The organism is Actinomycetospora sp. CA-084318, assembly GCF_050955885.1.
Lineage (GTDB): Bacteria > Actinomycetota > Actinomycetes > Mycobacteriales > Pseudonocardiaceae > Actinomycetospora.
Map to the genome: position 1 here is coordinate 5,853,569 of NZ_CP192098.1, position 16,002 is coordinate 5,869,570.

Annotated in this window: 17 protein-coding genes; 4 read left to right on the forward strand and 13 right to left on the reverse strand. The window is 74.1% G+C overall.

What is annotated here, in order from left to right; genetic code table 11:
* Nucleotides 1-61 precede the first annotated feature (61 nt).
* Nucleotides 62-610, forward strand: coding sequence for a hypothetical protein (locus tag ACQPYX_RS28675; RefSeq protein ID WP_433800653.1), 549 nt, complete (start codon nucleotides 62-64; stop codon nucleotides 608-610).
* Here the strand turns inward: ACQPYX_RS28675 and purQ are convergent.
* The gene (purQ, locus tag ACQPYX_RS28680; protein ID WP_433800654.1) at nucleotides 594-1,274 is read right to left on the reverse strand and encodes a phosphoribosylformylglycinamidine synthase subunit PurQ; all 681 of its coding nucleotides are present in this window, start codon (nucleotides 1,272-1,274) and stop codon (nucleotides 594-596) included. The two genes, ACQPYX_RS28675 and purQ, sit on opposite strands and share 17 nt — an antisense overlap.
* Nucleotides 1,271-1,519, reverse strand: coding sequence for a phosphoribosylformylglycinamidine synthase subunit PurS (gene purS, locus ACQPYX_RS28685; RefSeq protein WP_433800655.1), 249 nt, complete (start codon nucleotides 1,517-1,519; stop codon nucleotides 1,271-1,273). Before purS ends, purQ begins: the two co-directional genes overlap by 4 nt.
* Before the next feature lie 51 nt (nucleotides 1,520-1,570).
* On the opposite strand from purS, the gene ACQPYX_RS28690 reads away from it, so the two are divergent.
* Nucleotides 1,571-2,230: an MBL fold metallo-hydrolase gene (locus ACQPYX_RS28690; RefSeq protein WP_433800656.1), complete on the forward strand. Its 660-nt coding sequence runs from the start codon at nucleotides 1,571-1,573 to the stop codon at nucleotides 2,228-2,230.
* On the opposite strand, the gene ACQPYX_RS28695 is transcribed toward ACQPYX_RS28690, so the two are convergent.
* The 4 genes from ACQPYX_RS28695 to purB form a co-directional block, all read right to left on the reverse strand.
* Nucleotides 2,227-3,177, reverse strand: coding sequence for an alpha/beta hydrolase (locus ACQPYX_RS28695; RefSeq protein WP_433800657.1), 951 nt, complete (start codon nucleotides 3,175-3,177; stop codon nucleotides 2,227-2,229). The genes ACQPYX_RS28690 and ACQPYX_RS28695 overlap by 4 nt on opposite strands.
* A 90-nt stretch (nucleotides 3,178-3,267) precedes the next feature.
* Entirely contained in the window at nucleotides 3,268-3,984 is a 717-nt protein-coding gene (locus ACQPYX_RS28700) for a DUF2334 domain-containing protein (protein WP_433800658.1), read from the reverse strand.
* 55 nt (nucleotides 3,985-4,039) lie between these two features.
* The gene (locus tag ACQPYX_RS28705; protein ID WP_433800659.1) at nucleotides 4,040-4,939 is read right to left on the reverse strand and encodes a phosphoribosylaminoimidazolesuccinocarboxamide synthase; all 900 of its coding nucleotides are present in this window, start codon (nucleotides 4,937-4,939) and stop codon (nucleotides 4,040-4,042) included.
* Between the two features lie 11 nt (nucleotides 4,940-4,950).
* On the reverse strand, nucleotides 4,951-6,369 hold the full coding sequence (gene purB / locus ACQPYX_RS28710) for an adenylosuccinate lyase (RefSeq protein ID WP_433800660.1): 1,419 nt from the start codon (nucleotides 6,367-6,369) through the stop codon (nucleotides 4,951-4,953).
* 1 nt (nucleotide 6,370) lies between these two features.
* Between purB and ACQPYX_RS28715 the strand changes: the two genes are divergently transcribed.
* Nucleotides 6,371-7,402, forward strand: coding sequence for a threonine aldolase family protein (locus tag ACQPYX_RS28715; RefSeq protein ID WP_433800661.1), 1,032 nt, complete (start codon nucleotides 6,371-6,373; stop codon nucleotides 7,400-7,402).
* 91 nt (nucleotides 7,403-7,493) lie between these two features.
* On the opposite strand, the gene ACQPYX_RS28720 is transcribed toward ACQPYX_RS28715, so the two are convergent.
* From ACQPYX_RS28720 to purD, 5 genes are all read right to left on the reverse strand, one after another.
* Entirely contained in the window at nucleotides 7,494-8,315 is an 822-nt protein-coding gene (locus ACQPYX_RS28720) for a potassium channel family protein (protein ID WP_433800662.1), read from the reverse strand.
* 98 nt (nucleotides 8,316-8,413) lie between these two features.
* Nucleotides 8,414-9,580: a pyridoxal phosphate-dependent aminotransferase gene (locus ACQPYX_RS28725; RefSeq protein ID WP_433803830.1), complete on the reverse strand. Its 1,167-nt coding sequence runs from the start codon at nucleotides 9,578-9,580 to the stop codon at nucleotides 8,414-8,416.
* A gap of 15 nt (nucleotides 9,581-9,595) precedes the next feature.
* Entirely contained in the window at nucleotides 9,596-11,140 is a 1,545-nt protein-coding gene (locus tag ACQPYX_RS28730) for a transglycosylase SLT domain-containing protein (RefSeq protein WP_433800663.1), read from the reverse strand.
* Between the two features lie 6 nt (nucleotides 11,141-11,146).
* Nucleotides 11,147-11,488, reverse strand: a complete 342-nt coding sequence (locus ACQPYX_RS28735; RefSeq protein WP_433800664.1) for a hypothetical protein — start codon at nucleotides 11,486-11,488, stop codon at nucleotides 11,147-11,149.
* A gap of 143 nt (nucleotides 11,489-11,631) precedes the next feature.
* Nucleotides 11,632-12,891, reverse strand: coding sequence for a phosphoribosylamine--glycine ligase (gene purD / locus ACQPYX_RS28740; RefSeq protein WP_433800665.1), 1,260 nt, complete (start codon nucleotides 12,889-12,891; stop codon nucleotides 11,632-11,634).
* 271 nt (nucleotides 12,892-13,162) lie between these two features.
* Between purD and ACQPYX_RS28745 the strand changes: the two genes are divergently transcribed.
* Nucleotides 13,163-14,284, forward strand: coding sequence for a glycerophosphodiester phosphodiesterase family protein (locus ACQPYX_RS28745; protein WP_433800666.1), 1,122 nt, complete (start codon nucleotides 13,163-13,165; stop codon nucleotides 14,282-14,284).
* 71 nt (nucleotides 14,285-14,355) lie between these two features.
* Here ACQPYX_RS28745 and ACQPYX_RS28750 read toward each other — a convergent pair whose 3' ends face one another.
* Nucleotides 14,356-14,643, reverse strand: coding sequence for a UBP-type zinc finger domain-containing protein (locus tag ACQPYX_RS28750; RefSeq protein ID WP_433800667.1), 288 nt, complete (start codon nucleotides 14,641-14,643; stop codon nucleotides 14,356-14,358).
* Nucleotides 14,644-14,664: 21 nt separating this feature from the next.
* Nucleotides 14,665-15,954 carry an adenylosuccinate synthase gene (locus tag ACQPYX_RS28755; RefSeq protein ID WP_433800668.1) on the reverse strand — a complete coding sequence of 430 codons (1,290 nt, stop codon included), beginning with the start codon at nucleotides 15,952-15,954 and terminating at the stop codon, nucleotides 14,665-14,667.
* Between the last annotated feature and the right edge of the window lie 48 nt (nucleotides 15,955-16,002).

The following is a 16,002-nucleotide window of genomic DNA, read 5'->3' on the forward strand; positions in this document are numbered from 1 at the left end:
TCGCGCAATCAGCGTGACTGTCGGACCCCCCGTCCATGATGTCCCCATGACCGCAGCCTCCGTGAGTGCTACCGCACAGCGGGCCGCCGCCGTGCGTGCGCAGTGGGTCGCGCCGATGTCCGCGGACACCGTCGCCCCGGCCGCGCCCGTACCCGCCACCGCGGTGGCGGACGCCCCGTGCACCGACCCGCTCTCCGCCCTGCCGCTGGTGCTGGACCGTGAACTCGTCGCGGTCCGCCGGCACCGGCTCGACGTCGAGGGCCGCGTCCCGGCCGGCGTCGCCCGCTACATCGACCCGTCGCAGGGCATGCTCGAGTTCGTCTTCGCCGGGGCAAACGACGAGCCCGTCGTCCTCGCCGTGGCGCCCGGGTCGCGGGGCGACACCGTGGTGCCGGTCCTCCCCGCGCCGGTCGACGACGACGAGGGCAAGCCGATGAGCCGGTTCGCCCCCTTCGACGAGGTCGTCGGGGACGCGCTCGAGGACGTCGACCGCGTCGTCTCCCACGTGGAGCGTCCGGACGAGATGCGGGGCCTGGTCCTGCACCTCGGCGGACGGATGCTGATGGTCTACGCCGACCTGTGGGAGCTGCGGGTCACGCTGCTGCCGTGAGGCGCTGCAGGACCGAGGTGAACAGGCCGAGCCCGTCGACGCCGGGACCCGTCAGCGGGTCGATGGCGTGCTCGGGGTGGGGCATGAGCCCCACGACGCGTCCGTCGGTGGAGCAGATGCCGGCGATGTCGCGCAGCGCGCCGTTCGGGGCGGGCTCCGCGTAGCGGAACACGACCTGCCCCTCGCCCTCGAGCCGGTCGAGCGTCGCCTCGTCGGCGACGAAGCGACCCTCGCCCGACTTCAGCGGCACGGTGATGGCCGCGCCCGGCTCGAAGCCGGCCGTCCAGGCGGTGTCCGCGTTCTCGACCCGCAGGCGGATCTCCCGGCAGATGAACCGCAGGCCCGTGTTGCGCACGAGCGCGCCCGGCAGCAGCCCCGCCTCGCAGAGGATCTGGAAGCCGTTGCAGATGCCCAGCACCGGCATTCCGCGCCGAGCCGCCTCGACCACGGGACCCATCACGGGTGACTGCGCGGCGATCGCGCCGGCCCGCAGGTAGTCCCCGTAGGAGAACCCGCCGGGCACGACGACCGCGTCGACCGACTGCAGGTCGGTGTCGCGGTGCCACAGGCCGACCGCCTCGGCACCCGCGTAGCGCACGGCCCGCGCGGCGTCGACGTCGTCGAGGGTGCCCGGGAACGTGATGACCCCGATGCGCGCGCTCACTGCTGCGTGCCCCTCTCCCGCCGCACGACCCACTCCTCCATCACCGGGTTCGCCAGCAGCGACTCGGCGATGCGCTCCAGCTCGGCGTCGTCCACCGAGTCGTCGACCTCGAGGACGAAGTGCTTGCCCTGGCGGACGTCGGCGACCCCGGACACTCCGAGGCGGCCCATCGCGCGGGCCACCGCCTGGCCCTGCGGGTCGAGGATCTCAGCTTTGGGCAGGACGTCGACGATCACTCGTGCCACCACATCAGGGTAGCGGGTTGCCCGGGGCGGCCCCCGGGGAAGTCCGCCGACGTGACCGCCACCGAACTCGTCCACCTCGGGCACGCCTGCGTCGTCGTCGACACCGGATCCGCCCGCATCCTGCTCGATCCCGGGGTCTTCTCCGAGGGCTGGCAGACGCTCGAGGGGCTCGACGCGATCCTCGTCACCCACCAGCACTTCGACCACCTCGACGTGGAGAAGCTCCCCGCGCTGCTCGCCCAGAACCCGGACGCCGAGCTGATCGTCGACAACGGGACCGCGGACGTGCTCCGCGAGCGCGGCATCGACCACACCCGCCGCGAGCCCGGGGAGACCTTCACGGTCGCGGGAACGCCGATCGAGGTCGTCGGGGCCGAGCGGGGAGAGCACGCCGTGATCCACCCGGACATCCCCGTGATCCCGAACAACGGCTACGTGCTGCGCGCGCAGGGCGCCACGGTGATGCATCCCGGCGACGCCTACGTCCCGGCCCCGGCCGGCGTGGACGTGCTGCTCCTGCCGACCGGGGCGCCGTGGCTGAAGGTCGCCGACGCCGTGGACTACCTGCGCGCGGTCGCCCCGCCGGTGGCGGTGCCGATCCACGAGGCCGTGCTCGCGAACCCCGACCTGCACTACGGCCTGTTCGACCAGCTCTCCCCGGACGCGACCGACGTCCGCGTGCTGGCCCGCGGGGTGGCGGCGAGCCTCTAGACCGCCCGCAGCGCGCGCACCCGGGCCGCCATCGCGCGCTGCGACACGGCGGCCTGCGGGGCGAACACCTCGAAGGCGTGCGGAACCCCGGGGTAGAGCTGCAGCTCCACCCCGACGCCCGCCTGCGCGAGCCGCGCCGCGTAGTCGACGTCCTCGTTGCGGAAGATGTCGAGCTGCCCGACGTCGATGAACGCCGGCGGCAGGCCGCTCAGGTCGGTCTCGCGCGACGGCGCGGCGTAGGACGGGACGTCCGGGCCGCCCGCGGCGGCGCCGAGCAGACAGCCCCATCCGGTGATGTTGTCGTCGGTCGACCACATCGCGTACGGCTCGATCTCGGCGTCCGGCGTCGTGGTCCGGTCGTCGAGCATCGGGTAGACGAGGATCTGGGCGGCCAGCGCGGGCGCCCCGCGGTCCCGCGCCATGAGCGCGACGCCCGCCGCCATCCCGCCGCCCGCGGAGTCGCCCATGATCGCGATGCGCGCCGGGTCGACGCCGAGCTCGTCGGCGTGCTGGGCGGCCCAGACGAGCGCGGCGTACACGTCCTCGACCGACGTCGGGTACGGGTGCTCGGGCGCGAAGCGGAAGTCGACCGACAGCAGCGGCACCCCGGAGAGGTGGGTGTAGACGCGGCAGACGGGGTCGTGCGTGTCGATCGAGCACAGGAACATGCCGCCGCCGTGCACGTACACGGCGAGCGAGCCGGGCTGGTCGCCCTCGCGGCGGTAGAGCCGCATCCCGATCGAGGTGCCGTCCGCGGCGGGCGCCTCGAGCTCGGTCACCGTGACGTCGGCCGGGGGCACCCACGCCCCGGTGAAGGCGCCGATGAGCTCGTCGACCGCGGCCCGGCGGGTCTGCCAGTCACCGGCCGGCGGCGGGGTCTGGTTGGCCGCCGCCTCCGCGATCGGGGCCATCGCGGCCGCCACCTCGGGGTCCATCTGGATCGTCACGCGGTGAAGTGGACCACAACGGGTGCGCGGGGCGCATGTGAGCACTTTCCGTGGCCCCAGCCACGGAAAGTGCTCACATGGCGAAGCCACCTACGCGGTCGTCGACCAGAACTCCGGGTCGACCGAGCCGTCCGCGGAGCGACGGGTCCGGCGGCGCCCCACGGCGTCGACGGCCGACACCGGGAGGGCGCCCCCGTCCAGGGCGGCGTCCACCGCGTCGAGCATCGGCCGCGCGGACCGGCCGGCGAGGTCCACGGTGAGGTGCACCAGGTCGCCCACGGGTTCCGAGAACAGGGGAGCACGCCGATAGGGGCTGCGGGCCACCCGCGAGCGCCAGCCGACCGGCGCGGGCCGACCGGGCTCGACGACGGGACCGGCGAGGCCCGACGTCGGGACACCCAGCCGGTGCACCCCGGCGTCGTCGAGCAGCAGGTCGAGGCCGGCCTCGGCCAGGGCCACCCGGGTCCCCGGCGAGACCGTCCAGCCCGGCGCGGCGAAGCCGTCCACCGGCAGGCCGAGCGCCTCGGCGGAGCGCGAGGCCCCCGCCAGGCGCAGCCGCGCCTCGAGGACGGGCAGGCGGCGGTAGGGGCGGGCGTCGTCGTGCACCGAGCGGAAGCCGTGCAGCAGCACCGCGTCCCCGGCCCGCCGCCGCGCGGCGGCGAACGTGGCCACCTCCGGGTGCGGGCGCGGTCCGACCAGCAGCGTCAGCGGGACCCGGCGGGCGTCGAGCGCGTCGCAGAGGGCGACAGCCGACGCCAGGGGTGCGCCGGGGGCGAGGCCGGTGACGGAGACCAGGAGACGCTGCACGCCACCATCAAGCCCGACCGACGTGCCGAGCAGGTGAACGCGGTGTGCCGGTCGCTCAAAGAGCCGGGGGCCACTGCTGCCCGGTGATCCGGGTGTAGGCCTCGACGTACCGGTCGCGGGTGGCCTCGACCACCTTCTCGGGCAGCGGCGGCGGCTCCTCGCCGGAGTGCCGGTCCCAGCCGGACTCCGGGGAGGTGAGCCAGTCGCGCACGTACTGCTTGTCGAACGACGCCTGCGGGTGCCCGGGCTCGTAGGCGTCGGCGGGCCAGAACCGCGACGAGTCGGGGGTGAGCACCTCGTCGCCGAGGACCAGCGCGCCGGAGGCGTCGCGCCCGAACTCCAGCTTCGTGTCGGCGAGGATGATCCCGCGGCTCGCGGCGTACGCCGAGCCGCGCGCGTAGACGGCGAGCGTGGCGTCGCGCAGCGCGCCGGCCAGCTCCGCGCCGACCAGGTCGGCCACGTAGTCGAACGACACGTTCTCGTCGTGCTCGCCCACCTCGGCCTTCGTCGCCGGCGTGAAGATCGGCTGCGGCAGCATCGAGGCCTCGGTCAGCCCGTCCGGCAGCGGCACGCCACAGACGGCGCCGGTGGCCCGGTAGTCCACGGTGCCCGAGCCCGCGAGGTAGCCCCGCGCCACGCACTCCACGGGCACCATCTCGAGGCGGCGCACGAGCAGCGCCCGGCCCCGGACCTCGTCGGGAATGCGTTCGTCGCGGGCGGCGACGAGGTGGTGGGCGACCGGCGGAGCGGCCGCGTCGGCGCCGCCGAGCAGGCCGAACCAGAACACCGACAGCGCCGTGAGCACCCGACCCTTGTCCGGGATCGGGGTGGAGAGCACGTGGTCGTAGGCGGAGATCCGGTCGGACGCGACGAGCAGCAACGTCTCGTCGTCGACCTCGTAGAGGTCACGCACCTTCCCGGACGCCAGGTGCGGGTAGTCCGCCAGGGTCACCACGGCCGGAGACGCTAGAGGATGCTGCCCGGGGAGTACGCCGCCGCCTCGGGGAACTTCGCGACGATGCCGCCGACCTGCTCCGCGATCGTCGCGAACTGCGCTCCGGCGGCGCCGACGAAGGCCGACGGGTCGGCGACGGCGGTCTGCAGGTCCGCCTCGGAGACGCCGAGCCGGGTGTCCGCCGCGAGCCGCGCGAGCAGGTCGTTGCCCTCGATCCCGCGCTCGCGCATGTCCAGCGCGACCGCCCGGGCGTGCTCGCCGACGATCTCGTGTCCGGTCTCGCGCCCGACCCCGGCGCGGACCGCGGCCATGAGCACGGCCGTCGTCGCGAGGAAGGGCAGGTAGCGGTCGAGCTCGCGGGCGATGACCGCCGGGTAGGCACCGAACTCGTCGAGCACCGTCAGGAACGTCTCGAGGAGCCCGTCGATCGCGAAGAAGGCGTCGGGCAGCGCGACCCGGCGGACGACCGAGTCGGAGACGTCGCCCTCGTTCCACTGGTGCCCGGCGAGCTCGGCGACCATCGAGGCGTTGCCGCGGAGCACGATCGCGAAGCCGTTGATGCGCTCGCAGGAGCGGGTGTTCATCTTGTGCGGCATGGCGCTCGACCCGACCTGGCCCGCCTGGAAGCCCTCGGTGACGAGTTCCTGCCCGGCCATCAGGCGGATCGTCGTCGCGAACGACGACGGACCGGCCGCCAGCTGCACGAGCGCGGAGAGGACGTCGTGGTCGAGCGAGCGGGGGTAGACCTGGCCGACGCTCGTGAGCACCTCGGAGAAGCCGAGGTGGCGGGCGACGCGCTGCTCGAGCTCCGCGAGCTTGCCGGCGTCGCCGTCGAGCAGGCCGAGCATGTCCTGCGCGGTGCCGACCGGGCCCTTGATCCCGCGCAGCGGGTAGCGCTCGATCAGCTCGGTGACCCGCCGGTACGCGACGAGGGTCTCGTCGGCCGCCGAGGCGAACCGCTTGCCCAGCGTGGTCGCCTGCGCCGCGACGTTGTGGCTGCGCCCGGCCATCACGGTATCCGAGTACTCGGTGCCGCGCCGAGCCAGGCGCGCGAGCACCGCGACCGTCTTGTCGGCCACCAGTCGCAGCGAGTCCCGGATCTGGAGCTGCTCGACGTTCTCGGTGAGGTCCCGGCTGGTCATGCCCTTGTGGACGTGCTGGTGGCCGGCGAGGTCGTCGAACTCCTCGATGCGGGCCTTCACGTCGTGGCGGGTCGTACGCTCGCGGGCGGCGATCGAGTCCAGGTCGACCGTGTCGATCACCCGGCGGTAGTCGTCGAGCACGCCCTCGGGCACGTCGATCCCGAGGTCGCGCTGGGCGGTCAGCACCGCCAACCACAGCTCGCGCTCGAGGACGACCTTGCGCTCGGGCGACCACAGGTCGCGCAGGGCGGGCGAGGCGTATCGGGCGGCGAGCACGTTCGGGATCACGATGATTGAGGATAGATACGTGCTCGACCTGCGCTCCGACACCGTGACCAAGCCGTCCCCCGCGATGCGGGAGGCGATGGCGGGCGCCGACGTCGGCGACGACGTCCTCGACGGCGATCCCACCCTTGCTGCGCTGCAGTCCCGGGTGGCGTCGGCCCTCGGGGTCGAGGCGGCGCTGTGGACCCCGACGGGCTGCATGGCGAACACGATCGCGCTGATGTGGCACCTCGAGCGGGGTGACCGCTTCCTCGCGCCGGTGGGCGCGCACGTCCTGGAGGCGGAGCTGGGCACGTCGGCGTGGCTGGCGGGCGGGTTGCCGTCGCCGCTGCCCTGGACGTCCGGGCCGGGCCGGCCGAGCCCGGAGGACGTCGTCACGACGGCGGGTCACGCGGGCCCGTACTTCGGACTCCGGTCGCGGCTGCTGTGCCTGGAGAACACGCACAACGCCGCGGGCGGGGCGGTGACCCCGGTCGGCGAGCACGTCGCGCTCGTGGAGGCCGCGCGCTCGGTGGGGCTGCGGATCCATCTCGACGGGGCGCGGCTCTGGCACGCGGCGGTGGCGCTCGACGTGGCGCCGTCGACGCTGGTCGCGGGCGTGGACACGGTCAGCGTGTGCCTGTCGAAGGGACTCGGGGCACCGATGGGGTCGGTCGTCGGCGGTTCCACGGAGTTCGTGGCGGCGGCGTGGCGGCTGCGCAAGATGCTCGGCGGCGGCATCCGGCAGGGCGGCGTCGTCGGCGCGGCGGGGCTCGTGGCGCTGGACCAGCTCGACGCGCTGCGGGCGGACCACGCGAACGCCCGGCGCCTCGCGGACGGCCTGCGCGAGCAGGGGTGGCCGGTGTCGACGCCCGACACCAACATCGTCCTCGTGACGACGGCCGAGCCCGGCCCCGTCGTCGGGAAGCTGGCGGACACGGGCGTGGCGGCGGTGCCGTTCGGGCCCGGCGTGCGGTTCGTGACGCACCGGGACGTGTCGGCCGACGACGTCGAGGCGGTGCTGGAGCGCACGGCGGCCCTGCCGGTGCCGGCCTGACCCCAGTGCAAGCAATGCCCTATCGGCGTGCTCCCCTGAATTGCTTGCACCCAGTGACAGGAAAGGCGGCATCGTCGGCCGACGAACGCGCTCAATCCGACGGTGCGGCGTTCCTGGCGTCCAGTGCCAGCGATTCAGGGGAGCACGCCGATAGGGCATTGCTTGCACGGGGGAGGCCCTCGAGCGCGTCGATCCGCGCGCGGAGGAGCCGGATCTCGGCGATCAGCTGCTCGGTCTCGCTCGGCTCGTCGGGATGCAGCGCCTCGGAGGCGTCGCGGGCGCCGACCTGCTCGAGGAACCACGAGGCGATCGCCGCCGTCACGGTGCCGAGGATCGCGATGCCGCCGAGCATGAGCCCGGCCGCGACCATCCGGCCCTCGGTGGTGACGGGGTAGCGGTCGCCGTAGCCGACCGTCGTGATCGTGGTGAGCACCCACCAGGCGGCCTCGCCGAAGCTGGTGATGGAGGCCTCGGGGGCGTCGCGCTCGACCTCGTACACGGCGAGCGCGGCGACGAACCCGACCAGCGACACCGAGACGATCAGGTAGCTGCCGACCCGGCCGCGGAAGTCGTCGCGCAGCACCCGCGCCAGCGAGGAGACCACGGCGACCAGCCGCAGCAGGCGCAGGAAGCGGAAGAACGGGGCGAGCACCACGAGCAGGTCGAACGGGTGCCGCGCCACGAACCGCCACTTGCGCCGCGCGAGGGTGAGGCGGCCGAGGAAGTCGACGACGAAGACCGCCCAGATCACCCACAGCACGACGTCGAGCGCGTACCACTGCGGGTCGGTGCCGCGGAACGCGAGGACCTGCACGGCGTACACCGTGAGGTAGGTCAGCCCGACGACCGTCAGCGCCGCGTCGGTGCGGCGTTCCCAGGCCTCGACGCGCGGTTCGTCGGACTCCTCCGGCATCGGCGCAGCGTAAGCCCGTCGTCGGGAATGTCCAGAGCCTCCGACCCGGTTCCCGGGCCGCGCGGACCCGTGGTTCTCGGGCCCGACTCCGGCCGGAGCTACAGCGTCGGGATCCAGCGGCCGAGCCGGTCGAGGGCCTCGCGGACGTCGTCGGTGGCGCCGGCGAAGGAGAACCGGATCCAGGTGTGGCCGTCGACGGGGTCGAAGTCGATGCCCGGCGCGACCGCGACGCCGGTCTCGGCGAGGATGCGCTGCCCGAAGGCGAGGGTGTCGTCGGTGAGGTGGCCGATGTCGGCGTAGACGTAGAACGCGCCGTCGGCGGGGGCGAGCCGGGTGATCCCGATCTGCGGCAACCCCTCGAGCAGGAGCTGGCGGTTGATCGCGTAGCGGCCGACGTGGGCGTCGGCCTCGGCGTAGGCCGCGTCGGTGAACGCGTGCAGGGCGGCCATCTGCGCGGGCACGGGGGCGCAGACGGTGAAGTTGCCGGAGATGACGTCGACGGCGCGGCGCAGCCGCTCGGGCACGAGCAGCCAGCCCAGCCGCCAGCCGGTCATCGACCAGTACTTCGAGAAGCTGGTGACGACGACCGCCTCGTGGCTGGTGCTCCACGCCGACGCGGTCGCGGGGCCGGTCTCGTACTCGATGCCGTGGTAGATCTCGTCGCTGATCAGCTGGGTGCCGTGCTCGTCGCACCAGCGGGCCAGCGCGGCGAGCTCCTCGGGGTCGATGACGGAGCCGGTGGGGTTGGCGGGGCTCGCGACGATCAGCCCGGCCGGCGGCTCGGGCAGGTCCTCGAGCATCGCCACGCTGGGCTGGAATCGGGTCTCGGGCCCGGCCGGGAGCTCGACGACGTCGCAGCCCAGGCTCGCGAGGATGTTGCGATAGCAGGGGTAGCCGGGCCGGGCCAGCACGACGGTGTCGCCGGCGTCGAACGCGGCCATGAAGCTGAGCAGGAACCCGCCGGAACCGCCGGTGGTGACGACGACGTCGTCGGCGGTGACCTCCTCGTCGCCGTAGCGGCGGCGGTGGTGCGCGGCGATCGCCTCGCGCAGCTCGGTCACCCCGAGCGACCCGGAGTAGCCCAGCACCTGGGTGGCGAGCGCGTCGGTCGCGGCCTGCCGGACGTCGACCGGCGCCGGCGTCGACGGCTGCCCGGCCGAGAGGTTGACCAGGTCACCGTGGGTGCGGGCCCGGATCGCGGCCGCCGCCCAGACGTCCATGACGTGGAACGGCGGGACCTGGGCCCGGGTCGAGGGGCGGCGCATCGTGGTCACGCGTCATCAGTACCCGACGTACGAGTCGCCGCGGGCCACCGCCTCCACGCCCGGGACCTGGCTCACCGACCCGTAGCGCCGGATGGCGTAGCGGACGGCGGCGATGATGTTGTCGACCGGGTCGGTGATGTCATCGTGCCCCGGCAGCTTGTTCGCCTCGAACGTCGGGCCGATTGTCTGCATCAGGCCCTTCGACGGCGTGCCCTTGTCGGCGTTGGAGTCCCAGTTGTTCACCGCATCCGGGTCGCCGCCGGACTCGTGCTCGATGATCGTCGCGATGTCCTCGGCCTTCATCGTGTCGGGGTCGACCCCGTTCTCGGCGAGGATCGCGGTCGCCTGCCGGATCCAGTCCTGCACGCCGCCCCGTCCCGACGACGGCTCGGTGCCGGTCTCCCGCTCGGCGCCGGCCGAGCCGGTCGCGTCGGCGTCGTCGTCCCCGGTCACGTCGTCCCCGGTCACGTCGTCCCCGTCCTCGTCGTCCTCGCTGCCCGTGCCGGCGTCGGCTTCCGCGGTCGTCCCGGCGTTCTCGCCGGAACCGGTGCCGCCGGCATCGGCGCCGGAGTCGCCGTCGTCGGCGTCGGAGTCGGCGTCGGCGGTCGTCCCGGCGTCCTCGCCGGAACCGGTGCCGTCGGCATCGGCGCCGGAGTCGCCGTCGTCGGTCCCGGTGTCGTAGCGCCCGGCGTTGCCGGGATCGGCCGCGTCGGCGCGGGAGCCGCGGACGCCGTCGTCGGGCGGATCGCCGTCCCCGCCCGCGCGCTCCGCAGAACCGGTGCCGCCATCACCGGTCCCACGGTCCACCTCGCCGACCGGGTCGTCCGCGTCCGACCCGGCACGCTCCTCCGAGCCCTCCGCAGAACCGGTGTCGCCGTCATCGGTCCCACGACCCGACCCACCCGACTCGCCCGACTCGTCGTCGGGAACGCGGGCCTCCCGGACCGGGTCGTCGGCGCCGACGACCGCGCCCTGGCGGTCGGTCCAGCGGGAGGTGGCGCCGGACGCCGACATGACGCCCGCGTCGGGCGAGCGGAGGCGGGAGAAGCCGGTGAAGCCGTCGGCGAGGTCGCGGAGGCGGCGGGCGCAGTCGGCGACCTCCTGTTCGGCGCGGTCGAGGGCGGCCCGGGCGCGGGCGGTCGGGGTCGCGACCGCCGTGCGGACCTGCTCGGGGCGGGCGCGGGCGAGGTCGAGCGCGTCGGACACGTGCCCCGCGACCTCCTCGCGCAGGGCGGCGAGGGTGCGACCGAGCCCGGCGAGCTCGCCCTGGATGCGGCGCGCGGCGTCCCCGGTGTCCGTCCCGGCCCGGGCGAAGTCGGCGGCGTAGCGGGCGAAGGCGTCGGCGCCCGGCCCCTGCCAGGCGCGGCCGACGCCCTCGCCGCGGTCGGCGACGGCACGGGCCGAGGTGTCCATCCCGTCGGCCAGCGAGGCGTAGCGGCGGGCGAGATCGGCGAGCGCCCCGGTGTCGACCCGCTCGACGCGGGCCGCGACGGCACGGAGCTCCTCGGTGCCAGGGGTGGCGTCCAGCGCCCCCACCACGTCGTACCCCCAGCCGGCCACCGTGCCCTACCCGAGCGAGGCGAAGCCTCGCGCGCCCGAGGCGAACGGGCGGGCACCCAGCGAGCCGGCCGCGTCGGTGTCGGCGGACTGCATGGCGCGCAGCGTGGCGTCGAGGGCCCGGTCGGTCTCGTCGAGCCGGGCGCCGCCCGCGGTCAGCTCGGTCTCGAGCGCCGCGCGACAGTCGGCCAGCGCCCCGGTGAGCAGCGCCGCGGACTCGAGCCCGACGACCCCGGCCGACTGCCCCGCCGGCCCCAGCAGGTCGGCGAGGGCGGGGATGCGGCGGGCGTGCGCGGCCACCTCCGAGCGCGCCTGCTCGATCGCGGCGGTGCCGTAGACGACGTCGGGCATGCGGAGCAGATTAGGTCGGCCCCGCACCCCGTGGTGGCCGTTCCGGAGATCCCCCCGACGATGTGGCGTTGCTGCCACTGGATGACGGCAACGTCCAGCTGAGCACGCCGACAGGGCTTCGCTGCCACAGAGGGGGAGGAGCCTCAGGGCGCGGCGACCCGGCCCTCGACGGCGGCGAGCCCGATGTCGGTCCGCCAATGCGCGCCGGGCAGCTTGATGCCGTCGATCCGGCGGTAGGCGTCCGCGCGGGCCTCCTCCAGCGACTCCCCGGTGCCCACCACGGACAGGACCCGCCCGCCCGAGGACACCACGGCCCCGTCGTCCCGGCGTCGCGTCCCGGCGTGCAGCACCCCGTCGCCGTCGGCGCCCGTGATCACCTCGCCCGTGCGCACCGCGCCCGGGTAGCCCTCGGCCGCGACCACCACGGTCACCGCCGAACCGTCCGCCCAGGTCGGGGCGGGTTCCTCGCCGAGCCGGCCGGTCGCCGTCGCGAGCAGCAACGACGACAGCGACGACCGCAGCAGCGCCAGCACGGCCTGCGTCTCCGGGTCGCCGAAACGGCAGTTGAACTCGACCACCTGCGGGCCGGACGACGTCAGCGCGAGCCCCGCGTACAGCAGTCCCGAGAACGGCGTCCCGCGGCGCACCATCTCCTGCGCCACCGGCCGCACGATCGTCGTCACCACGTCGCGCACCAGCCCGGACGGCGCCCACGGCAGCGGGGCGTAGGCGCCCATCCCGCCGGTGTTCGGCCCGACGTCGCCGTCGCCGAGCCGCTTCGAGTCCTGCGCGGGGACGAGCGGCACCACGTCGGTGCCGTCGACGCAGCAGAACAGCGACACCTCGGGGCCGTCGAGGTAGGACTCGAGCAGCACCGGGTGGCCCGCCTCGAGCACCGTCATGGCGTGGGCGCGGGCGTCGTCGTAGTCGACCGTGACGAGCACGCCCTTGCCCGCGGCGAGACCGTCGTCCTTGACCACCCACGGCGGCTCGAAGCGCGCGAGCGCCGCGTCCAGCCGCGCCGGCGTGTCGACGACCTCCGACGACGCGGTCGGCACGTGCGCCGCCGTCATCACGTCCTTGGCGAACGCCTTCGACCCCTCGATCCGCGCCGCGGCCGCCGACGGACCGAAGCACGGGATACCCGCCTCCCGCAGCGCGTCGCCGACACCGGCCACCAGCGGCGCCTCCGGCCCGATCACGACGAGGTCGGCGCGCCAACGCCGCGCCAGGTCCACCACGGCCGTTCCCGACGACGGGTCGGCGAGGCCGGGGTGCTCCGCCACGGCCGCCGTGCCGGCGTTGCCGGGTGCGGCGGCGAGCGCGGTCACCGCAGGGTCGGCCGCCAGGGCGAGCAGCAGGGCGTGTTCGCGGGCGCCGGACCCGATGACCAGGACTCGCACGGGTCCGGACCCTACGGGGTGCCGCCGTCCGCACCCCACGTGGCAGGAGAGCGTCGTCGCTGTCGTCGGACGACAGCGACGACGCTTCGCTGCCAGCGGTGGTGGCGCGACCCGTCGTCGCCCGGGCCCCGGCGCGAGCGAGCACCCTCGGCGGCCACGGCACCCGGCCCCCCACCGCAGGTGCTCGCTCAGCGCAGCGACGGGCGCACGCACCCGCTGTTCACCCGCGCCCGGTGGCGGCGCGACCCGTCGTCGGGACAGCATGCCGCCCATGCCGTTCTCCCGACGCGCCGCGCTCGCCGCCGCAGGCGGCCTCGCCGCGACCGCCGGTCTCGCCGCCTGCTCGGACTCCGCCCCCGCCGCCGCGCCGGCCGCGTCCACAGCGCCGGCGAGCCCCGCGCCGGGACCGGGCCGCGGGCAGGTGACGATCGTCGGGCACCGCGGGGCCTCGGGTTACCGCCCGGAACACACGGCGTCGTCGTACTCGCTGGCCGCGCGGATGGGCGCCGACGCCGTCGACGTCGACCTCTGCTCGACGAAGGACCGCCAACTCGTCGCCCGGCACGAGCCGGAGATCGGCGGCACCACCGACGTCGCCCGGCGGCCGGAGTTCGCGTCGCGGCGGCGCACCGTGGTGATCGACGGGGCGTCCTACGACGGCTGGTTCACCACCGACTTCACCCTCGCCGAGCTGAAGACCCTCCGCGCCGTGGAGCGCATCCCGGCGACGCGCCCGCACAACACGCTCTACGACGGACGCGACCCGATCCTCACCCTCGACGAGGTGCTCGACCTGCTCGCGGGCCTGTCGCAGGAGCTCGGGCGGCGGGTCGGGGTGCTGCCGGAGATCAAGCACTCGACCTGGCACGCGTCGGTGGGGCTGCCGATCGAGCCGGTGTTCGTCGACGTCCTGCGCCGCCGGAACCTGGCCCAGGACCCGCAGGTGATCGTGCAGTCGTTCGAGGTGGCCAACCTCAGGGCGCTGAAGTCCCAGATCGGGTGCCCGCTGCTGCAGCTGATCGACTCGACGGGCAAGGCCCCCGCCGACTTCGTCGCCGCCCGCGACCCGCGCACGTACGACGACCTGGTGTCCGCCCGCGGCCTGCAGGAGGTCGCCACCTACGCGACGTGGATCGGCCCGTCCAAGGAGCGGGTGATCCCGCCGACCGGAGCGCCGACGACGCTGGCCGGCGATGCGCGGGCTGCTGGCCTGAGGACGATGCCCTACACGTTCCGGAACGAGAACGAGTTCCTCCCGCCTCGCCTGCAGCGGCCGAACCCCGAGCGCTCCACCTACGGCGACGCGTTCGGCGAGTACGCCCAGTACCGCGCGCTCGGGATCGAGGGACTCTTCAGCGACAACCCGGACACGGCGATCGCCGCATGGTCTTGAGGTGCGCTCCGCGCCCGTGAGTACTTCTGACGGCTATCACCGTCACAAGTACTCACGAGGCCGCAGGCCACCTAGGGAAGCAGCCGCCGGTCCAGGTAGCACCAGCGCCACGACTCGCCCGGCTCGAACGACTCCATCACGGCGTGCCCGGTGTCGGTGAAGTGGTTCGACGCGTGCCGGTGGGGGCTGGAGTCGCAGCACCCGACGTGCCCGCAGGTGAGGCACACCCGCAGGTGCGCCCACACCTCGTAGCCGGCCTCGCGGCAGTCCGGGCAGATCAGGCCGGGCGTCCCCCGTTCGACCTGCGGCACCGGTGCGTCGACGTCCTTCGAGGCGATGAGGTGTTCACAGGCTCCCACCCGACCAGGTTACGTGAGCCGTCACACCACCGAGGTCCGCCGTGTGATGGTCTCGTCGCGACCGGGCCCGACGCCGATGGCCGAGACCGGCGCCAGCGAGAGCTCCTCGATGCGCTCCACGTAGTCCCGTGCGGCCTGCGGAAGGTCGTCGAAGTCGCGGCACGCCGAGATGTCCTCGAACCAGCCGGGCATCCGCTCGTACACCGGCTTCGCGTGGTGCAGGTCGGACTGCGTCATCGGCATGTCCTCGACGCGCTTGCCGTCGATCTCGTAGCCGACGCAGATCGGGACCTCGGGCAGGCTCGAGAGGACGTCGAGCTTCGTCAGGAAGATGTCGGTGAGCCCGTTGACCCGGGTCGCGTACCGCGCGATGACCGCGTCGAACCAGCCACAGCGGCGCGAGCGGCCCGTGGTCACGCCGAACTCGCCGCCCTGCTTGCGCAGGTACTCGCCGTCGGCGTCGAAGAGCTCGGTCGGGAACGGACCGGAGCCGACACGGGTCGTGTAGGCCTTGAGGATCCCGATGACGCGGTCGATGCGCGTCGGGCCGATCCCGGAGCCGGCGGACGCGCCGCCCGCGGTCGGGTTCGACGAGGTCACGTACGGATACGTGCCGTGGTCGACGTCGAGCAGCGTCCCCTGCGAGCCCTCCAACAGCACCGTCTCGCCACGCTCGAGCGCCTGGTTGAGCGCGAGCCGGGTGTCGGCGATGCGGTGCGCGAAGCCCTCGGACCAGGCGAGCACCTGGTCGGCGACCTCGTCGGCGTCGAGCGCGCGGCGGTTGTAGACCTTGACCAGCACCTGGTTCTTGAGGTCCAGCGCCGCCTCGACCTTCTGGCGGAGGATCTTCTCGTCGAGCAGGTCCTGCACGCGCACGCCGACGCGCGCGACCTTGTCCTGGTAGGCCGGGCCGATCCCGCGACCGGTCGTCCCGATCTTGGACTTGCCGAGGAAGCGCTCGGTGACTTTGTCCATCGCCACGTGGTACGGCATGATCAGGTGCGCATCGGCGCTGATCAGCAGGTTCGTCGTGTCGACGCCGGTGGCCTCGAGGCCCGCGAGCTCGTCGAGCAGCACGGCCGGGTCCACCACCACGCCGTTGCCGATCACGTTGGTGACGCCCGGCGTCAGGATCCCGCTCGGGATGAGGTGCAGCGCGAACTTCTGGCCGTCGGGGAGCACCACGGTGTGGCCCGCGTTGTTGCCACCCTGGTAGCGGACGACCCAGTCGACCTCGCCGCCGAGGATGTCCGTCGCCTTGCCCTTGCCCTCGTCACCCCACTGGGCACCGATGAGGACGATCGCGGGCATGTGAGACTCCCTCGGGTCGCGTGCTGATCTCCCGCACGAGTCCGCCCC